This is a genomic window from Ruegeria sp. CG3, from assembly GCF_056537205.1.
This window is the reverse complement of the sequence record NZ_JBQFRC010000004.1, coordinates 122,623-147,533: the sequence shown is the minus strand read 5'-3', so window position 1 is coordinate 147,533 and position 24,911 is coordinate 122,623. Positions and strand designations below refer to the sequence as shown.

Genomic DNA, 24,911 nt, shown 5'->3' with positions numbered 1-24,911 from the left:
AGAGGGATATGACGGCTGAGGCCGAACATATGCGTGACCGGGCCGTTTCTCAGGCCGGGTCTGGTCGGCGTCGCGCGGTGCTGTGGCTCTTGTTTGGGGGGCTGCTGGCCGTGATGTTGGCGGCTCTGTTCGGCCGGATCATGTCGTTCGGTTTGCGTCGGGACGAACTGATGTTCGTGGCACCGGCAGAATTGTTGGGCCAATGGCGCCTGTACCAGGACTTCTTCTACAATCACGTTCCGGATTCGGCGTGGTATTTCCGCGGTCTCTATTTGATCATGGGTCAGGAGGGTCTGCTGGGCTCAGCGCGCCTTGGTGTGTTTCTTGGCTGGATTGCGTTGATCGGCGGTACCGGTTGGGTGACCTGGCGCCTGTCCGGATCGGCTCTGCTTGCGGCATTCTTCATCACGGTCTTGATGGTTGACGGAACACTTCTGGCCCAGGCCGGAATGGCCGCAAGCAACAACCTGCTGCCATTGCCCTTCGTCGTATGGGGTGTCGGGGGTTTTCTGCTGGAAACCCAGCGCGACCATCCGCGGCCAGTTGTTTTTGTACTGATTGGAGTCTGCCTGTCGATCGCCTCGGGGATGAAAGTCAGCGCGGTGGTTTTCATTCCGCCCGTCGCGATTGCCACTTTTCTGATGCCGGGGCATATGGCGTTTGCAGAACGTGTTCGACGGGTGACCCTGCCGATGCTGGTGGGTGGGCTGCTGGGTGCCTTGCCGCTGTTCTGGTACATGGCCGTTGATCCGGCGGTTTTCATCGCGCATGTCCTCAAGTTCCATACGGGTCCGCACGTGGCCTACTGGCAGGCCAACGCCGCCTCTGAACCCGATCTGGCTCTGGGCCTTGGGGGCAAAGTGCAGTTGGCCTATTCGGTCTGGTTGGGTGGAGCGGCACTGGTTTGCCTGTTCGTCGTTGCCTATCTGACAGTTTTGGCCAGATCGGGCGGCATGCTGCTCTCCGAGCTCGGCGCGGCACTGTTGGTTTTGGTTCTGATCGCCGTGACAGCCGCGTTCAGCTTTGTGCCGTCGCCCGGGTTTCCGCAGTACTACATTCAGCCCTTGGTCATGATCCCTCTGCTGGGCGCATTGGTCTTCCGAAAGGTTGGGTCAGAGCAGCGTTCGCAGGTCACCCCGGTCCTTGCCGCGGGTTTCGTTCTGCTGGCAGTACTGGGTGCGCCGCGCCTCGTTCCCGGTCTGGCGGCGCTGAGCGATCCCGGCGGCTTCACGACCACCCGAGTGGCGCAGGGTGGCGAGGCGTTGAAGGCCGCGCTTGCCGAGAGTGCCCATCCGGACGGACCCGTGGCGACGATCATGCCGATCTACCCGCTTGAAGCGCAACTGCCGGTCTATGCCGAACTGTCTACCGGCCCCTTTGCCTATCGGATCGCGCCTTACACGGAACCTGACTTGGCCGCGAAATACGTGATGGCGGAAGCGGCCGGGTTGCAGGCAGTGTTTGATTCCAATCCTCCCTCCGCTTTCCTGCTGGGATATGATCCGGCTCTTGAGCAGCCATTGTTGCGCTATGCGGAAACAAACGGCTACCAGCCCGTGGAAATTTCGGGATTGGGCAACCGCTACGGGCAAGGTGTGGTATACTTGAAGCCATCGGGAGCAACGGAATGAGCCCAATTCGATCCGCGGTCTCTGGTGGCCGGTTCGTCAAGCGGCCGGTGTGAGGCCCACGCAGACATGCAGATTTTGTTAACAAGTATTTTGAGGGAGTGGCACGAATGAAAACGATACTGCTTGCTGGCGGTCTGGGGTCTCGGCTGGCCGAGGAAACAGTCTCGATCCCCAAGCCGATGGTCGAAATCGGCGGCCGGCCGATCATCGCGCGCGTCATGGATATCTACAGCCATTTCGGGCACCGCGATTTCGTCGTAGCCGCCGGATACAAGGCGCTTTTGCTCAAGCAGTTCTTCGCGAATTACCACCTCATCGCCAACAATATCTCGGTCGCTCTGGATACGGGAGAGCTCAAGCTGGTGCCTTCGGCGCCCGGCGGTTGGAACGTATCGGTGGTCGATACCGGGGCTCATACCATGACAAGCGGGCGCATCCGGCGTCTGAAGGAATGGCTGGATCCGGGCGAAACCTTCATGTGCACCTATTCTGACGGCCTGGGGAACATCGACATCAACGCGCTGATCGATTTTCACAAGTCGCACGGCAAGCTGGCGACGGTTACGGCGGTTCAGCCGCCCGCGCGTTTCGGCAACATCGAGTTGAAGGGCGACCGCGTGGACGCGTTCACCGAAAAGGTGCGCCGCCGCGAAACCTGGATCAACGGTGGGTATTTCGTATTCGAGCCGGGGGTCATGGATTACATGGTCGACGATATGGAGCCGCTGGAACAGTCACCGCTGTCTCAGATGGCCCGCGACGGTGAGCTGATGGCCTATCGTCACGAGGGTTTCTGGCATCCGATGGATACGATCCGTGACCGCAACGCGTTGGAGGCACTTTGCGAGGATGATACCCCGCCTTGGCTGCAATTTGATGCCAAGCCCTCCTCTGATTACCCCGCCATAGCGATCTGAGGAACAAATGACTGGTCAGTCCGATCAGATCTTCGGCGGTCAATTCACCGACCGCCGGGTGCTTGTGACAGGGCATAGCGGGTTCAAGGGCGGGTGGATTTCGACCTGGCTGAACCGGCTGGGTGCGCAGGTCACAGGCATTGCCTTGCCGCCCGAGCCCGGGCCTTCCTTCTATCAGGCGTGCGGGCTTGATCGGACAATGGACAGCCGTTTTGCCGATATCCGCGATCCGGCGGCCTTGGAGCGGGCGACCGAGGGTCTGGATGCCGAAGTGGTGTTTCACATGGCTGCGCAACCTCTGGTTCGCAAATCCTATCGCGAACCGGCCGAGACATTTGCGACCAATGTCCAAGGTACGGTCAACGTTCTGGAGGCCGTGCGTCGAATGCCGTCGCTGAAGGCCGTTGTCGTGATCACCAGCGACAAGTGTTATGACAATCGGGAATGGCTGTGGGGTTATCGCGAAAACGACCCTTTGGGCGGCAAGGATCCTTACAGTGCCTCCAAGGCGGCAACCGAGCTTGTGGCCCAGTCATATGCGCATTCTTTCTTTTCTGACGCGAATGGCCCTCAGCTTTCGACGGTTCGGGCGGGCAATGTCTTTGGCGGAGGAGACTGGGGCGAAGACCGGTTGATACCGGACATCATTCGAGCATGGAATGATGGCCAGCCCGTGACCATCAGAAACCCGGATAGCGTTCGGCCATGGCAGCATGTGCTGGAGCCGGTCGCAGGGTATTTGCTGCTGGCCCAGAAGATTCTGAGCGACGGACAGCGTTTTGCCGGGGCATGGAATTTCGGGCCAAACGTTTCGGGCACCGTAAATGTCCGGGATCTGGCGGATATGATGTGGCGCGCCTGGGGGGCAGGCGCGCCCGGGTTCCGGTTCCCGGATGAGTCCGCTACGGCGCCCTACGAAGCTGGCATACTTCGGTTGGACAGCACCAAGGCGCAGACCCGTTTGGGCTGGCGGCCTCGGCTTGAACTGCCTCAAGCGGTTGAACTGACCGCCGACTGGTACAAGGCCCACGCAGCGGGCGACGACATGGGTAAGGTCACCCAGTCGCAGGTCGCCGCGTACCAAGACCTCATGTCCGGCAGGGGTTGCGACCAAACCGGGCTGGCCGCACAGTAGATTTTCAGGAGATTATTTGATGAGAGTGAATTACGGACAGACAGTCCACGGCCAGGAAGAGATCGACGCCGTCGTCGAGGTTCTGAAAACATCCACCCAAATGGGACCCAAAGTCCGGGAGATGCAGCAGAAAGTCGCTGCACTGTTTTCGAAGGCACATGGGATCATGGTCAATTCCGGGTCCTCGGCGAACTATCTGGCCGTCGAAATCCTGGATCTTCCCAAAGGATCTGAGGTGATCACCCCGGCTCTGACGTTTGCCACCACGGTCGCTCCGCTGGTGCGGCAAGGGCTTGTGCCCGCTTTCGTTGATGCGGCCGAGGGCACCTACAACATAGATGTCGAACAGATCGAGCGGATGATTTCGCCCAAGACATCGGCGATGATGATCCCCTCGTTGATTGGCAACCTCCCGGACTGGCGTCGGATCCGGGAACTGGCCGACGCACATGGCCTGAAGGTCATCGAAGACAGCGCTGACACATTGGGTGCTACGATCGACGGTACCAGCACGGGCGTCTGGTCGGATGTTTCGACCACCAGCTTCTACGGCAGCCATGTCATCAACGGCGCAGGAAATGGCGGAATGCTGTGCGTCAATGATGATGAGTTGGCACGCAAGGCATTGCTGATGCGGTCGTGGGGGCGTAGCTCGTCTCTGTTCGTCGAATCCGAGGCCATCGAGAACCGCTTCAACGTTCAGCTGGATGGGATCGAATATGATGCCAAGTTCCTGTTTGAGGCGCTCGGCTACAATCTTGAACCGTCCGAGATCAGCGCTGCTTTCGGCCTGGTGCAGCTGGGCAAGCTTGAGAACAACATTCGGGTCCGCGAGGAAGCCTTTGCTGCGCATCGCGCGTTCTTTGCGCAGTATGAGGAATGGTTCATTCTGCCCGAACAGCTGCCGGGCGCACGCACCGGTTGGCTGGCGTTTCCGCTGACTCTGCGAGAAGGCGCTCCGTTTACCCGTCGCGAGATGCAGATTTTCCTGGAGAAGGCGGACATCCAGACCCGGCCGGTCTTTACCGGCAACATTTTGCGCCAGCCGGCCATGAAAGATGTTGAGTATCGCGCGGATGTCGCAGGTTATCCTGTGTCCGATGCCGTGATGCGCGGGGGCATTCTGTTGGCATGCCATCACGGGCTGACTCAGGCTCATATCGACTATATGCATGAAAAGACGCAGGAATTCCTCAAGCCGTATTTGACCGGGATGCCGCGCAAGGCATCTTGATCCGAGGTCTTCCAGTGGCCGCTTTCCGTCTGCGGGTGGTGGGTGCGGAATGATCGGTGTTGGCGAAACTATCCCAAGGGGTCCAAATTCCATAGTATCGAAGGGACCGGCCAGGGCGCAGGAATGAAACTGATGGCAACTGATCATGATACGGGTAACCCGCAAAGCGCGGGTTTCACCAATCTGGCCCAGAACATGGCCGGCGGCGGGTTGTCATGACGAGGCGCGTCCTGATCACCGGGGCCGGAGGGTTCATCGGACAGCATCTGCTCCGAGCCTGTATAGACAGGGGGGATCAGGTCGTGGCCTTGGTCCGACCCGGATTCCTCTCTGATGGAATGCCCGATGTCGAATTGCAGCATGTCGACCTGAGCGACAGGGATGCTTTGCGCCGCGTGTTTGACACGTCCCGGCCAGAGGTTGTGTTTCATGCGGCGGCAAACACCCGGGCTGTAGCGCGGCCCGGCCTCAAAGATGCCGAAGCCAGCGTGAGCGACAATCTTGTGCCATTGATGGCTGTGTTGGGCGCCGCTGCGACCTGCGACGCACCGCCGGATGTATTCATCCGTCTTGGAACCATTGCCGAATACGGTGAGGTTCCTTCTCCCTACACTGAAACCCAATGCGAAATGCCGCGCGACAGCTATGGGGCATCTATGCTGGCAGGGACCAAGTACTTGACCATGCTTCGGCCGCGCCTGCCATTCACGGCTATGACGGCACGGCTTTCGCTGACTTATGGTCCGGGTCAGACCGGGCCCCAGTTGGTCCCGTATCTGATCCGCACGTTGCTGAACGGGGATGCCGCGCGCATCGGACGCCCCGATGATATCCGGGATTTTCTGCATGTCGGCGATGCCGTGCGTGCCCTTCTGATGTTGGCCGATGCACCGCGGGTTGACGTTCCGCTGGTGAATGTCAGTACCGGAGTGGCTACTCGAGTCCGTGACGCGGCCGCGATCCTGGCTGAGCTGACCGGTTGCGGACCCGGTCAGCTCGACTATGCCGACCCGCCAAGTGAGCCGATGCACCTGGTCAACGATCCCGGACTTATCCATTCCCTTTATCCCTGGACCGCGCGGATCGGGTTGGAGGACGGCCTGCGGGATACAGTCGATTGGGCCATCTCTTTGGATGCGCGGAAGAACATGGCAGGACAAAACGCATGACGGTCATTTCCATTCTGATCCCCGCCTACAACGAGGAAGACAACGTCCGTATGGCCTATGAGCGCGTGCTGGCGGTGTTCGACAAACTGGATGGGTACGAGCCTGAAATCATCTTCACCGACAACCATTCCGAGGATCGGACGTTTGAAATCCTGTCCGAAATCGCGGGGGAGGATCCTCGGGTCCGTGTGATCCGCTTTGCGCGGAACATGGGGTACCAGGCTTCGGTTCTGACAGCATACAGGTCGGCGACCGGGGCCTGCGCGGTGCAGCTCGATTGCGATATGCAGGACCCGCCCGAGTTGATCCCTCAGATGTTGGATCTGTGGCGGCAGGGGAATCATGTCGTCTATGGTATTCGCCGCAGCCTGCCCGATGGCCCTGTCGTTGCCGCTGCACGGCGGGGGTTCTATGCACTGATCGACTTGATCAGCAACGATAATCTGCCGCGAAACGCGGGTGAGTTTCGTCTGACTGACAGGCGGATATTGGACGAATTGCGCCGGGTTGATGACCGCTCGCCCTATGTTCGTGGACTGATCAGCGGCATGGGGTTTTCGCAGGTCGGATTCGAATATGATCGCGCGGCCCGGACAGCGGGTGAATCCAAGTTTCCGGTCCGGGCGATGTTGGCGCTGGCTGTGGACGGGTTGATCAACCATTCCCTGCTCCCGCTGCGCCTGGCTTCGCTGATCAGCCTTACAGTAGGGCTGTCGATGTTCCTGTTGATGATCGGCTACCTTGTCGGCAAGCTGTTCTTTGGCCAGGATTGGCCCGCAGGTTTTGCAACCACAACAATCCTGCTGCTCTTGTCGATGACCCTGAATGCGATGTTCCTTGGCATCCTTGGGGAATATGTCGGCCGGATTTTTCTGCAGGCCAAAAACCTTAACCAGCCCGTGGTCGAAACCGAGTTGAATGGCCCGGTGGAACAATTGAACACGTCTGGGAAACAGAACCGTGCCGACAGCACGCAAATGGTGGAGCGGGCGCAGTGAAGATACTGATCGTTCAGGGTGGGTTCGGAGCTGGCGGTGCCGAAAAGATTGTCTCGGTTCTTGCAGCCCATCGGATCGGCCTTGGCGATCAGGTCTCGGTTGCGGGCATGACCATGCCCGAGGACGGGTCGTATTTTTCTTTCCCTGACGGCGTCAGCCTGCTGGTAGCCGAAGGCGGAAACGACGGGTTCAGGGGGCTGAAACAGCTGGCCCGCCTGCGCCGGATTCGTCGCTTCATCCGGGACGAGAACCCCGACGTGGTGGTATCCTTTCTGACTAAAATCAATGTCCTGACGCTCGCTGCAGCCCTGGGGCGGGATGTTCCGGTGATCGTTTCAGAGCGGAACAACCCGATCGTGCAAAACGCCAACCCTGTCTGGCGCCACGCTCAAAACATCCTTGGACATCGAGCCAGCACCGTGGTCATGCAGACTGAGCGGGTGCGCCAGGACCTGCCGCCATCATTGCGGAGCAAGGCGCGGGTCATTCCAAATCCCTGTGCGCCAATCGATGGTGCAGCCACGCTCCTTGGCTCGGGTGGCAATCGGCTGGTCGCGGTGGGGCGGTTGGATCCGCAAAAGGGGTTCGATCTGTTGATCGACGCAATGTCGGAAATCATCCAGAATAACCCGGACGCGCGCCTGACGATTTTCGGGGAAGGCCCGGAACGTGCCGCGCTCGAGGCGCAGAGGGACCGGTTGGGTCTGCAGGACGTCATCTCCCTGCCGGGCGCGAGCGACACACCCGGAGCGTGGATGGATGGCGCAGACATACTGGTGTTTTCCTCCCGCTTCGAGGGGTTTCCCAATGTGGTGGCAGAGGCGACCGTCGCAGGCTTGCCGGTTGTGTCTTTTGATTGCCCCTACGGACCACGAGAATTGATCCGACACGGTGAGAACGGATTGCTTGTTGCGCCTGAAGACACGGAGGAACTGGCCCGCGCAGTGCTGCAGCTGAGCGATGATCCGGAATTGCTGGACAAGATGCGTCAAGGATACCAACACAACAGGGACTGGCTGGCTCCCGGCAGTATTCTTGAGAAATGGGACCGGATCATTGCCGATGCCGCTCATCGCAGGGTTGGAGCGGGGGGCGAACATGGCCATAGCAGCTGCCGCCGGGAGAGTTGAACCAAACCAGGCGGGCCGCAGCGCCTGCTCTGCCATCAGGAGTTGGCATTGTTGCAAAAGTTGAAACCGCAGGTCTCCCTCCCCACGCGGGCGCGACCACGGATCGTGGTTGTCGCCAATCTGACTGCGTCTTTGCTGAATTTTCGCTATGACCTGCTGAAGGAGTTGTCGGAGCGGGCTGAGGTCGTCGCCTGCGGTCCCGAGCGCCATGAAGCGACGGAAACTGCGCTCGCAGAAATCGGTGTGGAGTTCGTGCAGTTTCCGCTGTCACGTGCCGGGATGAACCCGGTTGAGGACATGCGCACGCTGCGTGCTCTTGTGCGCGTTTTCAAGGAATTCAAACCCGACATTGTCTTTGCCTACACCATGAAGCCAATCATCTATGGTTGCCTGGCTGCAAAATGGGCGGGAGTGGACCGGATCTATGCCATGAACACCGGGTTGGGCTATGTCTACAGCACCCATGGCCTGACTTTTCGGAGGCGTGCGGTTCGCGCTGTGTCATCGGTTCTGTATCGTATTGCGCTGAAAGGTGTGGACGAGGTGCTGGTCTACAACCGCGCAGATGCCGAAGAGTTCCGAGAAAGGCGCCTTGTTGCACCAGATGCCAAGCTCAGCATCGTGCCCGGGTCTGGTGTAAATCTGGATCGCTACGGATTTACCGATCCGCCAGCTGGGCCGCCTGTATTTCTGATGATCTCGCGCCTGCTGCGCGAGAAGGGCGTGTTTGATTTCGTTCAGGCTGCCCGTTTACTGAAAGAAACGCACCCCCAAGCAAGATGCCAATTGCTTGGTCCGATGGACGCCAACCCGGATTCCATCGGCCAACGCGAGATCGACGAATGGACGCGCGAAGGCGTGATCGAATACTTGGGAGAAACTTCGGACGTCCGGCCCTATTTGGCAGCGTGTTCGGTCTTCGTGCTGCCGTCGGCCTACCGCGAGGGGATACCGCGCACGATCCTCGAGGCGATGTCGTCGGGGCGGGCTATCATCACGTCGGATGCGCCGGGTTGCGCTGATCCGGTCATCAGCGGCGAGACTGGTTACGTCGTGCCGGTCCGGAACCCCGAGGCCCTGAGCCGCGCCATGGCCTCGTTTGTCGAGAGTCCTGATCTGGTGGAACGAATGGGTCAGGCATCGCGGAAACGTGCCGAGGATTCGTTCGATGTCCGTCGGATCAATGCGATCCTTCTCGGCAAGATGGGATTTTCGACCAAAACCCGGGATGATGAGGCAAATTGAGGGGTGGTGGCTCCGCCAAGCATTTGTTATTTAATGATAAACGGGAATATTTGAAAGAATTTGCAGAAACTACGGGAAACCCCTAATTCCCAGGCCGCCTGAGACTGGCTAACCTTATTTTAACAACGAAATTCGACCGGTGGGGCCGTTGGCCCGACCACTCACTCGACAAATGACCAGCATATGGGGTGCTGGTCATTTTGTTTTTTGGGGGCAGAAAAGCGCAGTTCAGTCTGTGCTTGTGGTCGAAGGCAGCTGATACCCGAACTGACCTAGATCGAGGCCAGTCAAGGATTGGAGTTCGGCGTTTGACTCAGCAAAGGCACCGTCAAATCGGGACTGAATTCTGCCGACCAGCCGGTCTTTGAGCATCTGATCCAACTTGCCGGGAAAGATGCGTCCGATCGGCCGGCTCAATTTTCCGAATCTGCGCGTTGCATTCGGAAATGGCAACAATGCGCCCTTGCTCAGTTGGTTGTCGCTGAGTGTGAAATTAACAAATCGCTGCAGAATCTGAAAACACTCCGATCTCTTCTCGTTAGTGACTTCAAATTCGCGCTTCTTGTGCTCGACGCCGACGAAATTGCACAGGGTTTCCACAAAAGAATCCGGCTCGGAAATGAACTGTTCGTAGGCCAATCCAAGCACACGATCCTTGCCGAACTTGTCCTGGTAGAACTTGAACAAGCGGTGGTACCGGTAAAACTCCTCCGAGAACATCGGCGCACGTCGCAGGTTCGGTTCAGGTTCGGACAGATATGTCTTGAGCGATCCGTGGCCGCCATCGGTGATGTACTGGCTGTACATCGACAGGATCGACGACAACTGCTCGCGGAATACGACCAAGATGTAGGCGTCGGGAAACGTGCGTTGCAGACGGTCGGCAATGATGGTGCTGTCGAACCCGCCGCTGGCCGGGTAACCAGAGAATCTCTCGTGAGAGAACACCGGAACCTGCCCGCTATCCTGCGATTTTTTCAGGAAACTCTCGTACATCTCGCGAGTTTCTGCGGGATCATAGGTCATCGGCTGCGGCAGTACGATCCGGTTTGAAAGAATGTATTTGCGATCGCCATGCGGAGTCGCGAACGGTGCGTCCGGCGCCGAGAACAGCTGCTGTTGCAGGGACGACGTAGCGGTTTTGTGATAGCCGATATGGACAAGAACGGGTGCACGGGTCATGACGGGGTATTCAGCCTTCGGACCGGATATTTTCAGTCTGGCTCCGGGCCCGGTCGGCATCCGACCCGGACCGGTTGGCACCCCGACAGGTGCTCCGAACAAGAATTGGTTTCTGTCGCAACTTCAAAAGCCCTTTCAACAATCAGTACTGGATTCAATCGGCAAACTGCGCTTTCGTAAAACGATATAATCCAAGACAACTAAATGATAGAAACGGAAACAACCGGAAACATGACTTAACCCGCCACAAATTTTGGAAACGTATTGAATTGTACCGAGTGCATGGGTGAATTGATGACCCGCTTCCTGAACGCCGCGTGGATAGTGCCGCGTGGTTTCGCGTGAACCGATGAGTGAGCCAAGCTCGAAGCCGCTGTTGAAGCGGCTGGCCAAGAACATGTCATGGATGTTCTTGTCGCAGATTTTGGTTGGTCTGTTCGGTTTGGCCAGCCTCATCTTTACTGCTCGCGCAATCGGGCCGGCTGCGGTTGGGATTCTGGCGCTGGTGGACGCGTACATTCAGGTGATGGACAGGTTGTTCCGGCTCGAGCCATGGCAGGCAACCATCAAGTACGGCAGCGAGGCTCTGATCGAAGAGGATCCGAACAGATTCCGACAATTGATCAAGATGTCTGTGGTGACCGATTGCCTTGGCGGGCTGCTGGCTGGTTCGGTGGCGATAATGCTGGCGCCAAAGCTTGCTCCGTTCATCGGGCTGTCTGAACCTGAAGGCGCGTCCTATATCACGCTTGTTGCCTTTGGGTTGTTTCTATCGCTCCGACCAACCGGCATTGGAGTTCTTCGAATTTTCGACCGGTTCGACGTGCTGGCGATCTCGGACATGGTAATCGCCGGCCTTCGGCTTGTCGGAGTCATCATCGCCTTTCTGCTGGACTTGGGGATCTGGGCATTTGTGGCTCTGTTGCTGATGCATCAGATCCTGACCGGGCTGGTTGCGTTCTTTCTGGCACTGACCGAATTGAAAAAACGCAACTTGCACAGGTTTTTGTCCCAGCCGCTGCGGCGGGCTTTTGCCCATAACCCCGGGTATCTGCGGTTCCTTTGGAATTCGAATTTCAACGTAATCCTGCGACAATCCACTCAGCGGCTGGACATACTTGTCGTCGGCGCCCTGCTGGACGTGACATCGGTGGGCTTCTATCAGGTGGGCAAGCGCATCATGGCCAATGTTGTTCGGATTGGCGGCCCCGTCAGGCAAGTCCTGTACCCCGAGATGACCCGCCTATGGGCCGTCGGCGATTTCGGCCGGTTCTGGCGTCTTGTACGGCTGGTGTCGCTCTCGGTTTGCGGGGTGTCGATCCTGGTCTCCATTCCGTTGGCGCTGAAGATGCCAGAGTTGGCCGTTCTGCTGTTCGGGCCAGAGTTCCGTGGCGCAGCGCCCGTCATGACGATCTTGATGTATGCCGCGATCGTGTATCTGGGGGGCTTGGTGTTGAACCCCGCCTTGCTGAGCATGGGGCTGGACAGCGCGCTTGTGCGCACGACGATTGTTGCGACGGTGATCTTTACGGCCTCATTTCTGCCGTTGCTGTATTGGATGGGGATCGAGGGGATTGCCCTGGCCCATTTGTTGTTCAATGTGATCTGGACGGTGGGCTGCATATTCGCCATCCGGTCTTATCTGGCCAGAAAACACGAAACATGATGGGTTGGTGATCTCCCGGCCCTGTCCCTAAATTCCTTGAGTCACGAGTATTTTGAGACCATCCATGCCAAGACGTATTCTATTTCCCTTCGAAGGTGACACCGTTATTGGCGGCAGTCACGTGTCAGCCTTGAAACTTGCGGCGGCGTTGGACCGGTCGAAGTATGTGCCCCATATCCTGGTCCACTACGAGGCCGGCCCGGCGGCGGAGTATGCCCGATCGCTGGGATTGGACGTCGAAATCCTGCACGATCCCAGCCTGATGTCTCCGGGCGGGCTCAGCTATCCGCGCGATTGTGGCCCGGGGCGATACCTGACTTCTAGCGCATGGAGGCTGGCAAGTGTCCTAAAGCGCATCGATGCCGACATCGTTCACACAAACGAAGGTCGGATGCATGCCAACTGGGTGCTGCCGGCCCGTCTGGCGGGCAGGAAACACATCTGGCACCACCGGCAGGATCCGACCGCGTTCGGGATCAACAAACTGGCGCCGCTATTTTCCGACCACATTATCAGCGTTTCGCATTTTTCGAAGCCCAGCAACCCGGTGCGGTCGGTCGACAAGAAGTTTACCGTGATCCGCAGCCCATTTGATTTCAACCCTGACCTACCAGATAGGTCCGAAGCCCGAGCAGCCGTAATCGCCGAGATGGGATTGCCCGATGACGCGCTGCTTCTCGGGTATTTCGGAAACTTCGTCACGCGCAAGCGTCCCGACCATTTTGTAAGGGTCATCGCGGCTGTGCAAAATGCGATGCCCGACACTCCGGTGCATGGTCTGCTGTTCGGCAGCGCGGCCGAGCGGGACGAACCGTTGCGCCAGACCTGCCTTCGCATCGCAGAAGAGGCGGGGATCAGCGAGCATATCCATATGATGGGGTTCCGTCAGCCGATCGATGGGTACATGGCCGCAATGGATGCCAATCTGGTGACCGCTCTGGACGAACCGTTTGGCCGTACGTTGATCGAAGCGATGTATTTGGGAACTCCAGTCATCGCGACCCGTCACGGCGGCAACATCGAAGCGATCACGGACTGGGAAACCGGTGTGCTGGTCGACCCGGACGATCCGCAGGCATTCGTGGAACCCGTGCGCAAGTTGCATCAGGACAGAGCGTTGTTCGAGAAGATTTCACAAGCGTCAAAGAATTATGCCCGTGCAAATTTCGGATTGGATATTCATGTGCACGGGGTTTGCGAGATCTATGATCGGTTGCTGGCTTGATCGCTTGTTCGGTCAACAACCCGGGTTGTCGAAAGTGTAATAAGTATTGCCCGCGACGAATCCATCCAACCCGACCTGGCGGGCGTAATGTGCCAGATCCCGGGTTGTATTAATGAAGCCGGAGTTCTTGAAATTGAGCGAGGTGTTGCAAAGCACACCCACCCCCGACACCGCCTTGAACGCGGCCAGAAGGTCGTAAAAATAGGGGTTTTGGTTGCGGTTGACTGTCTGTACCCGCGCCGAACCGTCGACATGGGTTACTGCGGCCAGGTCCGGATTGGTAACGCGGTAAAAGTCCATCATGTATGGCGAGGGCGCGCTGATGTCGAAGTGCAGTGCTGCATCCTCTTCCAGGCAAGACGGCGCCACTGGACTGTTGCTGGCCCGTCCCTTGATCCGGTTCAGTCGCGTACGTGTCTCCGGGGAAAATGGCGCGGCCAGGATCGACCGGTTTCCCAAAGCGCGCGGCCCAATCTCGCAATTACCGCGGGTCCAGCCAATGATCTTTCCGTCCAGCAGGTCTTTGGCGATCCTGTTGAGGTTCAGTTCAGTTGCGGTCATGCCCTGCGTATCGATGCGGTCGTCGCAGAAGGACTGGCCGGAATAGACCGACCATTCCAGTTTGGCTTGGCCGGTATAGTGGCGCATCGCGTCCACGGCGGTTCCAATGGCACATCCCGAGTCGCCGGTCGTCGGCGGTACGAAGACCTCACGGAAGAGCCCGCTTTGCTTCCACGCGGTATTCCAGTGTCCATTCAAGCCACACCCGCCGGCGATCAGCAGCGGATGCTTTTCAGGCAGGTTCTGTTCCGCATAGTCGCGAAACATCTGGAATATCGCTTTGGACAGCTTGGTGGCCATGTTCTTCAGCTTTTGGCTGTCCGTTCCAATGTTGAAGAAGGGTGAAGTCACAAAATCGCTTTTGCGAAGTGCGTCGCCGCCCAGGTCCGAGGAAAGCAACCGGTTGATCAGTTCCGTCTCATCCGCATCTGGTGGACCGTCTTCACCAAATGCGCAGGCTGCCATCAGGCGGCCGGGATCCTGTGGCCGGGGTGAGTTGCCCGTGACCGGAAAGTCGGGGTCGGCGAGGGCATTGAGAAACGCAAAGCGTGTGCCCGGGGCCGTCATCACCTGCCCTCGGTGATGAATGGTCAGGTCGCTGTCGATCTCGTAGAAATCTCCCAATGCGCCTTCCCACAGAAGTACATAACAGGGCTCGCCCTGACGAAAGGGGGACATGGCATAGCTGCACCAGATATGCGCCCGTTCGTGAGTTGAAGAGTAATAATCGACCGACTTGCCAAAAAAGGTTCGTTTGCCAGCTGTTTCAGACCCCGCGCCGATACCGAAGTATCCGGCCCCCGAAGTTGTAACGTGGTCGGCCCCGTTGCTTGACCACCCGCTGAGGGCCAGGACATCCGGCAAATCCTTGAACCATAGACCCGCGTCGATGAACGTGTCAGGCGTAACCGGCGTATACCGGGGGAAGCTGTTCTTTTCCGCCTCGTAGGAAAACAGCAGACGCCCGTCGGTGCTGTCGACACCTGCAACTGTGCCGTCATGTCCGGATTTGAAAGACAGGATTTTCATGAATAGCCCTTCCCTCGACAAGTCACGGTCCAAAGACCAGGTGCCTCGCAAACAGATGTGACAGTCCGACGGGTCAAAAATGCCGGGGCGTTGACGGATCGAATTGACCGCAAATCCATTCCACGAATACCAAAACAAATGCCACGATTAAGCCTAGCAGAAGCTCGGTGTTTCGGGGAACCCAAGTTCGCAACCGGCTGCCGTCGGGCTAAACGCAGTGGCTATTCGTGAACGAAAGAGCACTTTTGGCGCGATTGTTCACTGGGTGGGCATTGCGTATCCCACGCAGTGCCCGGCACCAGACCGGTGCAACAGGCTGACAAGTCCGGTGAATCACACTTGCATGGCTTCCGGTTGGCCGGGAAAGGCTGAAATTTGATCGAGCGGCACCTTCATCCGGGTTGCACCTACCAGCCTCTGACCGTTAACGTGGCCGCGTTATCAGGCAAGTTTTTTGGCCAAGGGTGTTTTAGGTTATGTCAGTAATTTTGGGTTTGGCTACAATGAGCAACAGCGCTGCCGCGCTGTTCAAGGACGGCAAGCTGGTTGCCGCAATCGAAGAAGAGCGGCTGACGCGGGTCAAGAATGACGGGGCATTTCCCCATCAGGCGATCGCCGAGGTTCTGCGCATTGCCGGGCTGAAGTTCTCGGACATCGATGAGGTTGCGGTCTATTGGCAGCCCTGGCGTATGGTCGGCCGCGGAATGGGCACGATGCGCAAGATTTTGCAGCGACCCTCGGCCGCCAAAAGCGTAACGGCGCGGATCGGGGCACTGTTCGTGTCAGATACCTCGTCGGAAGAGTCACAGGACAGCGGCTGGATGGACCTGTTCCGCATCCGCAAGATCCTGACGGCCGAGCATGGTCCGGCCGATTTCAAGTTGCACTACATCAACCACCATCTGACCCATCAATTGTACGCCGAAGCGATGCGTGACTGGGACAGCTTCGTTTCGCTGTCCTATGACGGTGGCGGCGAGGAAAGCTCGACCATCGTGTCAGTTGTGCGGAACGGCAAGCGGGAAGGTCTGGCGGATCATCGCTGGCCCAACTCGCTGGGTCATTTCTACTCGACCTTCACCGGTTTTCTTGGCTTTAAGATGCTGGAAGGTGAATACAAGATGATGGGTTTGGCGCCGTACGGCAAACCCATCTACCGCGACGCCATCTTGCGCGAAATTCTGATCTTGGACGATGACGGCGGTTACCGTGTGAACACCGCGTTGTGCGACTATCACTCAGCCCTGCGCGGCGAGTTCCATCCACGTATGGAAGAACTGTTCGGCACCCGGCGCGAGCCTGGCACCGCGCCGAACGAACGCCACGTGGACCTGGCGGCATCCGTGCAAGCCGCGTTCGAGGCAGCCCTGCACCACATTCTGGAGCCGGTCCGCAAAGCCAATCCGGACCTGCGCAAATTGGTAATTTCCGGCGGTTGCGCGTTGAATGTCACGGCGAATGGAACGCTGATCGCGGACGGCACGTTTGACGAGGTGATCATTCCACCGGCCCCACATGATGCTGGCTGTGCAGTTGGCGCAGCGCTGGCCTGCATTCCGAGCGGGCAAGTCGATCTGCCCTCGGTCCGCAGCCCATATCAGGGTGCCGATTGGGCAGATGCCGACATCACCGCTGCCTTGGATCAGTATTGTGCGGAACCGCAGCAGGCCCTGCCTGTTGATCAGTTTCTGGACCGTGTGTCCGACCTCCTGGCCGAAGGCAAGATCATCGCTTGGTTCCAGGGGCGGGCAGAGTTTGGCCCGCGTGCTCTGGGTGCCCGATCCTTCCTTGCAGACCCACGCAAGGACAGCATTCGCGACGATCTGAACGTCAAGATCAAGAAACGCGAGCATTTCCGGCCCTTTGCGCCCAGCGTTGCAGAGGAGGCGGCCTCGACCTTTTTCGAGATCGATCAGACCAGCCCCTACATGAACATCGTTGCTCGTGTGCGTGACGATCGGGCGGCAGACATTCCGGCGATCACTCATACTGACCAGACGGCACGCGTACATACGGTGTCGCAGACGGCGAACCCGCTGTACCACGCCTTGTTGACCCGGTTCGGCGAAAAGACCGGAGTGCCTGTGTTGTTGAACACCTCGTTCAATATCCAGGAGCCCATCGTCTATTCGCCTCTGGATGCTTGCGCGACATTTGCGGCATCGGGAGTGGATGCGTTGGTGATCGGTGACTACGTCGTACTGCGCGAAGCGCTGAAGGATGACAGCGCCCGGGCCCAAGCTGTCGCGTGACCCGGCTGTTTCTCAGCGTCGATTTCGAAGACTTTGCGCATGATCTGAAACGCCTTCTGGGGGTCTGGGAAACCGGACCCCTCAGAGTTGAGGAGCTGTGGCAAAGCTTTGAAACCATTGATGGCTTCCTTCGCTCACATGGTGGATCGACGGGTTGCGCCGCAACGTTCTTCTGCACGGGGGTCGTGGCACGCGATGCGCCTGATCTGGTGGCCGAAATCGCAAAGCGGGGCCACGAGGTTGCTTGCCACTACTATTTTCATGACAGCATGGACCTGCAGTCTGCGGAGACCATAGACCGTATGCTGGGTCAGGCGCGGCAAGCTTTGGAAGAGGCCGGGAATACCCTTGTTCGAGGGTTTCGCGCCCCGCGCTTTCGATTGAACCGCGCAACGCCTGAACAGTACCGCCTGATTGAACGTCATTTCGACTACGACTGTTCATCATTCTTCGCCTCGGAGCAGGAATGTGATCGGTTTTCGCGGGAAATGGGGTTGACCACGCTCCGGATCTTGCCGTTGTTCATGACGCCATTGGCGGGCAGGGGGCCGATGGTGCGTCTGGGAGGCAGCTATCTGAAGTTCATGACTTCGGGTCTGGCGAGGACATTGATCGAACGGTCTGAACAGGCCGGCATACCGCCGCAAGTTTATCTGCATCCCTATGAGATCGTGGAACCTCCGTCATTCATGGTTTCACGGGACGAGCTCACGGCTTTGGGAACTGCCAAAGCCGCTTACTGGGCGTTGCGGCAGTCTCAGTGGCTGAACTTTGGCGGCGCGCGACTTCTGCGCAAGGTCGAGGGTTTGATCCCCGCAGGCGGCCTTGCGGGTCGGCTGGATCAGTTGATCGGAGAATAAAAAAGGGGCCGGTCAGTCGACCAGCCCCAGTCATTCGCGGAACCGAGGGATCAGTTCGACGCGGCCATCAGTTTGTCGTTGTGCTCGCGCAGCGAGTCCGAAACGATCGCGTACCATTCGCCGGATTCACGCATTTCGTTGAGGCCCTTGTTCAGCATGGCCAGGTACTGCTTGCCGAACGGGTTCGAACGGTGCGCGATGAAACGCAGCGACGACAGCGAGGTCACGAAGGGGTTCTCGATCAGGTCGTTCTGGTTCAGACCCATTTCAACCATAGTGTCCGAGAACAGCTGAACCTCGAAGGTTGCAACATCTGCAGTGCCGGTCAGAACGGCATCCAGACACTCCCGCGCGGTGATCGGCTGCATCAAGGTGATGGTGTCGCCATTGATCAGACCTTGCTGTTCCAGATCGTGGATGAACCAGCCGTCCATGCGGCAGATGGTCGACCCTTTCAGCTCGTCAAAAGTGGTCGCATTGGCGAACTGGCTTTCGGGCAGGGTGTAGAAACCGACCACGATGTCATAGACCGGGACCGACGAGTCGAACTGCGTGCAGCGCACCTCGGTTTCCCAGGACCATTCGTAGCTGCGGTTGGTGCAGTCCGGCATGTTCCATGCCATCGACACGTCGAACGCGCCCAGCGGCAGAAGGGTTTCCAGGTGCGAGTTCCAGTCGTCAACAAAGCTGACCGAATAGTCGCGGGCGTTGCCGCCCCGCTGCAGCGAGGTGGTTGCCAGACGCGGGATGATACCACCGCCGTTCAGCGATTCATCTGCGAAGGGCGCCCAGCCGTTACCGGTGACCAGTTTGATCGGCGGCTCATAGACGCTCGAGCGTTTCACGCTTGCAGCGCGCTGTTCTTCCGCGGCGATGATTTCCTGCGCGCTGCGGCCATTCGGCAGGCTGCCGTCTTCACAGGGCAGGGCCAGAACGATGCCCGGCTCAAGCGAGTTCGGGTTGGTGATGACGTTGCGGTTTGCGTTGAAGATCGGCTGGTAGTTCGATGTGCCGTAGGCCGCGATGGCGATGGTTGCCATCGTGTCACCGTCCTGAACCGTATAGTTGGTACAGGCCTCCTGAGCGGCGGCGGCGCCGGCGCTGAGGGCGGTTACTGCGGTGGCTGCCGCCACCAGTTTTTTCAGATTGATTTCAAACATGTCCACTTCCTCCAGACTTTTGTTTTGTCAGACCTTTCCGGCCCTTATCCGTTTTCCATTTGGTACCGCAGGGCGGTCGAGACGATGTCGCGCCATTCGCCCGATTGCTGCATGATCGCCAGACCCTGATTGAGCGTCTCGAGGATCGCTTCCCCATCCGGATTGTCCTTGTGGGTCATGACGTTGAGCGACTTGATCGCCGCCAGGTTGGGGTTTTCGATGATCTTGTGTTCATAGCCCAGCCGACCGATGGCCTCGACGGCCAGATGCGCTTCGATGGCGACCAGGTCAGCCCGCCCGTCCATGACTGCGTGGAAACACTCGTCCGGATCGACGGGGCGCAAGATGGTGATCGCAGGCTCATAAAGACCTACAGCGTCCATGTGCGAGGTTGACCAGCCCTCGGGGCGGCAGATCGTGGTGCCGACGAATTCCGCGTAGCTGAGCGAGGTTTCGTAGCCTGAGCCATCCTTGGCGAAGAACGTATCGACCACTTCATAGAACGGGTTCGAGAAGTTGTAGGTCTCGCACCGGTTCCGGTCGCTTTCCGAAAGTGTCTCGGCTTCTTCGCAATTCGGGCGCGACCAAGGGAACGTGGCATCGAAGGCCAGGGTGGGCATCAGCAGGTCCAGATGCGACGACCAGTCGTTCACGAACTGGATCTTGTAGGCCTGTTCCGGCGCCGCCCGCAGCATCGCGGTTTCGACTAGGTTCGTGTACAGACCGCGATTGGGCAGGGCTTCGTCGGTAAACGGCGCGTAGTTGCCCCCGGTGATCAGCAACAACTGCCGGTCGCGGATCTCGGGGCGGGTGCCGTCACCGGCGTTGCGGATCAACGCGGCACCTTCTGCGCGGGCGGCCTCGATTTCCTTCTTCGCAGCGGCCTTGGCTTCGATGACAGCCTTGTCGCTGGCCTGCTGGGCCTCCGCAACGCGGGCTTCGGCCTCGGCGATGGCCTTGGCGGCACGTTCTTCCGCGGCCTTGACCAGTTCGGCTGCCATCTCGGCGGCCATGCGCTCGGCCTCGGTTTCCGGTTCAGGCGCGGCGCGGCCGACATCCTCGAGGCAGGGGAAGGTCAGAACGTCGCCGACGCGGATGATGTTGGGGTTGGACCCGATCGTGTCGCGGTTGGCGTCGTAGATGATGCGATAGTCTTCGGTCGCATAGACCTTGATGGCCAGTTCACGCAGGCTGTCGCCGCGCTGGATCTCGTAGGTCGAGCATGCCTCTTGCGCCGAGGCTGCCCCGGTTGCTGCCGCCAGGGCAATGCTGGATATGATCAGGTGTGTTCTCATGGGTCCTGTTGCTTTGCTTTTGTTATTGTCGGGCCGTTTTGATGACGGCGATTGAAATGTTGTCCTGATCCGGGTCACCCTTGGCGATCAGTGCCTTGAGGAGGCTGTCGGCGATGTCCTGGGAGAGGGCCGAAGTGTTGTCCTGAAGGATGGACTGGATGTCGTGGTTGCCCAGATATTGCAGCCCGTCACTGCCGAGGATGAGGATGTCATCGGTCGTCAGTTCCAGCGCGTCTTCGGGGCAGTCTACCTTGGGGATCGCCGCGCCCATGATGACCGAGGTCAGCTGGTTGCGTTCGGGATGGGACTGCGCTTCGGCTTCGGACAGCTCCCCTCGGGTTACCTGTGCGTCGATGACCGGGGCCATCGAATGATCTTCGTTGATCTGAGACAGAACGCCGTCGCGGAACAGGTACAAAGGGCTGTCGCCGATCGAGATCCAGAACACTTTGTTGCCCAGCAGCAGAACTCCCAGCAGGGTCGAGCCCATGTTGAAGCCTTGGTGCTGGTCGTCGCCATACCCCGCCACGGCCGCGTTGGCCTGCATTGCGGCCATGGGCAGCGCATCCAGCAGCGTATTCTCGGTCAATTCCGGATTTTCCAGAACTGCGTCGAGCACTTCGCACCAGGACTTGACCACCAGATCCGAAGCCACTTCGCCCGCGGCGTGACCGCCCATGCCGTCTGCCACCACGACATAACCGGCGTTGGCGGCATCAAAGACCCGCGAGGCAACCGCGTCTTCCTGCGTGTCGCGCTGACCCTGATCCAGGATCAGTGCAATGTCATATGCCGGAGTAGCCAGCATCCGTTATGCGTCCCGCCAGTCGAAGTTTTCGTCACAGAAGGCCACGAACCGCAGCGATGTTTCGCTGATGCGGATCAGGTCGCCGCTGGACAGCGGCACGGTGCTGAGGACGGGTTTGCCGTTCAGGCGCACAAGGTTTGCCTTGCCGCCATGGCCCAGATAGCATTTGCGGTCTTCGGGGTCATAAGCAATGACGGCGTGGTTCGACCGTGAAATCCCGGTGTCGCCAAAATCCAATTGGATCGCCTGGTCATCGTTGCGGCCAATCTGCATCAGCCCTTCGGTCAGCGTGATGCTGGACCCCCGCCCGGGGCCACTGGTTACTGCCAGCCAACCGACCGGGAATGTTGCGCCTGCGGTTTCGGTCTTGGCCACCGGCTCGGCTGTTTCGATCAGTTCCTGCACATGTGTGTCAGGGCGCTCGAACCCGAGGAAGGTGGTCTTGACGCGCGACCGACGATCCGAGGCCGGCGCTTCGGCGACTTCCGGGGCGGCTTCGCGTTCTTCGGGCTCGGTGGCCACAGGTTCGGCATCTGCCGCTGCTTCGTCCGGGGCAGTTTCGATTGCAATGGGTTCCGGCAACTCGAACGGGGTCGGCGCCGAGGCCTCTTCCTCTTGGACTTCCTCCAGATCGGGTTCGGCAGTTTCGGCCATGACCGACTGGATGGTCTCTTCTTCTTCGGTTGCCGCAACGTGCAGCGTCACGACCTGTTCGGCTTCTTCCGGCGCTTCAGGCGCGGCTTCGGCTGTTTCTTCGCTCTCTGTTGCCTCTTCCACCGTCTGTTCGGTCTCGGCGAAATCGGGCATCTTCTCTTCCGGAATCAGCTCGTCGGTTTCCTCGTAGCTGTCCGTGCTCAGGTTTCCACCAGCCAGAGCTTGGCGCAGTGCATTGAAGTCCGCAATCGGCTCGGCCTTGTCTGTCGTTTCGACTTCGGGTTCCGACCCTTCGGCTTCTTTGGTTTTGCCGGCACCCTCGAGAAGCCGGCTGAGTGGGCTTTTGTATTTGAACATGGTGTCGACACCTTTTGACTACTTGCACGGGCTTAGGTGACCCGTGGGGCTGCTACGAACCTCTGCGCATGGCGCAGCGGCACTTATGAAGTTGGAAACCTGAAACACTCTTATCTTCCGCGGCGGGCCGGTCCCCACCAGGAGGGCCAAAACGCGGCATCCTCCTCAGCAAACACAAACTGGCGGATCACATACGTACCGGCCTGATCACTCCCGCGCCAAAGGCATCACGGCGGTTGTTTCCGCCCCGTTTCGAAGCACAACCAACCGTGCTTCGGGCTTGTTTTCGGAAACCAACGCGTTCAGCGCGGTATCCAGACTGTCGGCAGCAATCACCTCAGTTCCCGAGACAGTCTCGCGGACAAGAATGTCGCCGGTCTGCAGGCCACCTGCCGTTGCGGCCGGTGCTCCGGCAACAACCGTCTGCCATTCGGGCAAATCGGCGCCGCGGGCTTCGAACGAGTAACCGTTGGCCAGCCCGAACTCGCGGATTGCGGGCAGGGCCAGCAGGCCGTTCTGCGCGCGGGTCTGTCCGATGGGGCGATACCGCGCCGCGACACGGATATAGCCGTCCGGGTCAACCTGAAGGTTGTCCAGAACCTGTGCGGCAAGCGTCGTTCCGGCGCGCACAGGGCTGCCGTTCAGGGTATAGATCGCTGCGCCTCGCTGAACCCATTCACCGATCGTGGACATGTCCTGGTCGGCATCCACACCGGTGATGGCGATGATGTTTCCGGTCGAGGCGCGCCGCTGCGAAGTCGAGAACGGGATTTTGACATCCCAATGGGCATAGCTGACTTGGGTCTCGGCCAGATTGACCGGAGCGCTTGGTGCAACCGCCGCCACTTCGACGGGTTCTTCGGGCTGAGCCGCTTCTTCCTGTGCTTCCACCGCCGGCGGTGTGACAGCCGCTGCGGCCTGCTCGACAGGCTGGTCTTCTGCCACCTGCTGTTCTGTTTCGGTTGCTGCTGCGGTTTCTTCTGCCTTGGTTGTTTCGGGCGCGATCACTGGTTCGGCCGTCTGCGTTTCGGCAGGTTCGGCCGTCTCGGTGGGCGTCGCGGTCTGGCTCGGTGTCGGGTCCGTCTCGGTCGAGCCGCCGGACATCACGAAGAAGCCACCAGCGGCCAGAATCGCGATTGCGGCGACACCCGCGATCAACTTGCCGTTGCCGCCCGATCCTTTTTGGACGACCGTATCCACCGCCGCTGCGGGCTCGTCCTTCTGGGCAAAACTTGCCGGACCGTCGTCGTTTTTTTCGCCATGCCCAAGAGCCAGATCGGAATTGCCGGCAAGCAGGGCTGTTACAACCGCTTCGGCGTTTTCGCTTTCGGCTTTGATGCGGGCCTTTTCGGCCTCTTCGTCCTTGCGGTCCAAGGCCACGATTACCGAAACGGGGCGATAGGCAAAGCTGTCGAATTCGACACCGGGGCCGCGGAACATCCGCAACCAATCCAGTGCGGATTGAAGGCGGTCGGTCGCGTGGACCTCCATGGCCTTGTCGATCGCCTCAAGGAAGCCATCGGGGTAACCCTGGAAGCGGCCGGTGAGCGGCTGATAGGGATCTTTCTGTCCGTTGTTGAAGGCATTCAGGCGCGATTGGCCGTCGATCGGGCGCTCGCCGCTGATCGCGTGGTAGAGCGTTGCGGCCAACACATACAAGTCGCTGCTGGGACCCTGCTCGGAGCCGCGCACGTAGAACTCGTGCGGCGAGTACCCATCCTTGATCACCCGAAGCGTCAACAGGGCCGCCGATTGGTTGGCAGCCTGCTCGCGCGCGGCGCCGAAGTCGATCAGGATCGGTTCGCCGTTTTCGTCGATCAGGATGTTGTCTGGCGAAATGTCCCGATGCAGCATCCCGCTTTGGTGGATGAACGACACCGCGGACAGCATCTTTTCGGTGACTTGGACGATAAAGTCCGGGCCGGTTTCGGTCTTGGGGTCCTCGATGTAATCCAGCAGATCGCATCCACGGATCAGGTCCATCGCGATATATGCAGTATCGTTGTCTTCAAAGACCTGGTGCACGTCGACGATATTGGGGTGGACCAGGCGAGCATGGTTGCGGGCTTCCTGAATGAACAGGTCGATGATCGCGCGCAGGTCGTCCTTGAAGGCCGGATCATTGGGTTCGACCAGGTCGCCGTTGCGGCGGCACAAGGCACCCGGATAGCATTCCTTGATGACCACATCGCGTTCCAGGCTGTCACGCGCCAAATACGTGATGCCGAACCCGCCATTGCTGAGGAAGCGAAGAATTTCGTACTGGCCGCGCAGCAGTTTCGCGCCCGGTTGCAGACCTTGAATTTGAGGTTCGTCGTGCGATGCACCGACAGCCTGGTTGTGGTTCATTTCTTCCCGCCCATCATTCCAAAAACTTGCGGCCAAAATAACCGGGCAATCAGC

Annotated in this window: 19 protein-coding genes; 12 read left to right on the top strand and 7 right to left on the bottom strand. The window is 59.1% G+C overall.

Annotation, left to right across the window (positions count from 1 at the left end; all coding sequences use genetic code 11):
- The first annotated feature begins 8 nt into the window (after positions 1–8).
- The 8 genes from ACR0NB_RS16325 to ACR0NB_RS16290 all read left to right on the top strand — a co-directional run bounded on the left by ACR0NB_RS16325 (position 9) and on the right by ACR0NB_RS16290 (position 9,459).
- Positions 9–1,631: a hypothetical protein gene (locus ACR0NB_RS16325; protein ID WP_480776251.1), complete on the top strand. Its 1,623-nt coding sequence runs from the start codon at positions 9–11 to the stop codon at positions 1,629–1,631.
- A 107-nt stretch (positions 1,632–1,738) separates the two neighbouring features.
- Positions 1,739–2,548, top strand: coding sequence for a glucose-1-phosphate cytidylyltransferase (rfbF, locus tag ACR0NB_RS16320; protein WP_093963249.1), 810 nt, complete (start codon positions 1,739–1,741; stop codon positions 2,546–2,548).
- A gap of 7 nt (positions 2,549–2,555) precedes the next feature.
- Positions 2,556–3,683 (top strand): CDP-glucose 4,6-dehydratase, encoded by a 1,128-nt coding sequence (gene rfbG / locus ACR0NB_RS16315; RefSeq protein ID WP_480776250.1) that lies wholly within the window; start codon positions 2,556–2,558, stop codon positions 3,681–3,683.
- A gap of 19 nt (positions 3,684–3,702) precedes the next feature.
- Positions 3,703–4,917 carry a DegT/DnrJ/EryC1/StrS family aminotransferase gene (locus ACR0NB_RS16310; RefSeq protein WP_480776249.1) on the top strand — a complete coding sequence of 405 codons (1,215 nt, stop codon included), beginning with the start codon at positions 3,703–3,705 and terminating at the stop codon, positions 4,915–4,917.
- A 215-nt stretch (positions 4,918–5,132) separates the two neighbouring features.
- A complete protein-coding gene (locus ACR0NB_RS16305; RefSeq protein WP_480776248.1) occupies positions 5,133–6,086 on the top strand; it encodes an NAD-dependent epimerase/dehydratase family protein in 954 nt (317 codons plus the stop codon).
- A complete protein-coding gene (locus ACR0NB_RS16300; RefSeq protein WP_170341704.1) occupies positions 6,083–7,084 on the top strand; it encodes a glycosyltransferase family 2 protein in 1,002 nt (333 codons plus the stop codon). The genes ACR0NB_RS16305 and ACR0NB_RS16300 overlap by 4 nt, the downstream gene beginning before the upstream one ends.
- Complete coding sequence (locus ACR0NB_RS16295) at positions 7,081–8,214, top strand: glycosyltransferase family 4 protein (RefSeq protein ID WP_480776247.1); 1,134 nt, start codon at positions 7,081–7,083, stop codon at positions 8,212–8,214. The genes ACR0NB_RS16300 and ACR0NB_RS16295 overlap by 4 nt, the downstream gene beginning before the upstream one ends.
- A 51-nt stretch (positions 8,215–8,265) precedes the next feature.
- Entirely contained in the window at positions 8,266–9,459 is a 1,194-nt protein-coding gene (locus ACR0NB_RS16290) for a glycosyltransferase family 4 protein (protein ID WP_217353973.1), read from the top strand.
- 228 nt (positions 9,460–9,687) lie between these two features.
- Here ACR0NB_RS16290 and ACR0NB_RS16285 read toward each other — a convergent pair whose 3' ends face one another.
- Positions 9,688–10,641, bottom strand: a complete 954-nt coding sequence (locus tag ACR0NB_RS16285; protein ID WP_480776246.1) for a sulfotransferase — start codon at positions 10,639–10,641, stop codon at positions 9,688–9,690.
- A gap of 349 nt (positions 10,642–10,990) precedes the next feature.
- On the opposite strand from ACR0NB_RS16285, the gene ACR0NB_RS16280 reads away from it, so the two are divergent.
- Together ACR0NB_RS16280 and ACR0NB_RS16275 are read left to right on the top strand one after the other, a co-directional pair.
- Positions 10,991–12,307, top strand: a complete 1,317-nt coding sequence (locus tag ACR0NB_RS16280; protein ID WP_480776245.1) for a lipopolysaccharide biosynthesis protein — start codon at positions 10,991–10,993, stop codon at positions 12,305–12,307.
- Between the two features lie 64 nt (positions 12,308–12,371).
- The gene (locus ACR0NB_RS16275) at positions 12,372–13,532 is read left to right on the top strand and encodes a glycosyltransferase (protein WP_480776244.1); all 1,161 of its coding nucleotides are present in this window, start codon (positions 12,372–12,374) and stop codon (positions 13,530–13,532) included.
- A gap of 12 nt (positions 13,533–13,544) precedes the next feature.
- Here the strand turns inward: ACR0NB_RS16275 and ACR0NB_RS16270 are convergent, their stop codons facing one another.
- Positions 13,545–15,122 (bottom strand): carbamoyltransferase C-terminal domain-containing protein, encoded by a 1,578-nt coding sequence (locus tag ACR0NB_RS16270; protein WP_480776243.1) that lies wholly within the window; start codon positions 15,120–15,122, stop codon positions 13,545–13,547.
- A 476-nt stretch (positions 15,123–15,598) separates the two neighbouring features.
- Between ACR0NB_RS16270 and ACR0NB_RS16265 the strand changes: the two genes are divergently transcribed.
- Together ACR0NB_RS16265 and ACR0NB_RS16260 are read left to right on the top strand one after the other, a co-directional pair.
- Positions 15,599–17,374, top strand: coding sequence for a carbamoyltransferase family protein (locus ACR0NB_RS16265; protein WP_480776242.1), 1,776 nt, complete (start codon positions 15,599–15,601; stop codon positions 17,372–17,374).
- The gene (locus ACR0NB_RS16260) at positions 17,371–18,234 is read left to right on the top strand and encodes a polysaccharide deacetylase family protein (protein ID WP_480776241.1); all 864 of its coding nucleotides are present in this window, start codon (positions 17,371–17,373) and stop codon (positions 18,232–18,234) included. The genes ACR0NB_RS16265 and ACR0NB_RS16260 overlap by 4 nt, the downstream gene beginning before the upstream one ends.
- A 50-nt stretch (positions 18,235–18,284) precedes the next feature.
- On the opposite strand, the gene ACR0NB_RS16255 is transcribed toward ACR0NB_RS16260, so the two are convergent.
- From ACR0NB_RS16255 to ACR0NB_RS16235, 5 genes are all read right to left on the bottom strand, one after another.
- Positions 18,285–19,394: a transporter substrate-binding domain-containing protein gene (locus ACR0NB_RS16255; RefSeq protein ID WP_170341645.1), complete on the bottom strand. Its 1,110-nt coding sequence runs from the start codon at positions 19,392–19,394 to the stop codon at positions 18,285–18,287.
- Between the two features lie 44 nt (positions 19,395–19,438).
- The gene (locus ACR0NB_RS16250) at positions 19,439–20,689 is read right to left on the bottom strand and encodes a transporter substrate-binding domain-containing protein (protein WP_170341687.1); all 1,251 of its coding nucleotides are present in this window, start codon (positions 20,687–20,689) and stop codon (positions 19,439–19,441) included.
- A gap of 22 nt (positions 20,690–20,711) precedes the next feature.
- The gene (locus ACR0NB_RS16245; RefSeq protein WP_170367232.1) at positions 20,712–21,497 is read right to left on the bottom strand and encodes a PP2C family protein-serine/threonine phosphatase; all 786 of its coding nucleotides are present in this window, start codon (positions 21,495–21,497) and stop codon (positions 20,712–20,714) included.
- A 3-nt stretch (positions 21,498–21,500) separates the two neighbouring features.
- On the bottom strand, positions 21,501–22,508 hold the full coding sequence (locus ACR0NB_RS16240) for an FHA domain-containing protein (protein ID WP_480776240.1): 1,008 nt from the start codon (positions 22,506–22,508) through the stop codon (positions 21,501–21,503).
- 207 nt (positions 22,509–22,715) lie between these two features.
- Positions 22,716–24,857, bottom strand: coding sequence for a serine/threonine-protein kinase (locus tag ACR0NB_RS16235; protein WP_480776239.1), 2,142 nt, complete (start codon positions 24,855–24,857; stop codon positions 22,716–22,718).
- Between the last annotated feature and the right edge of the window lie 54 nt (positions 24,858–24,911).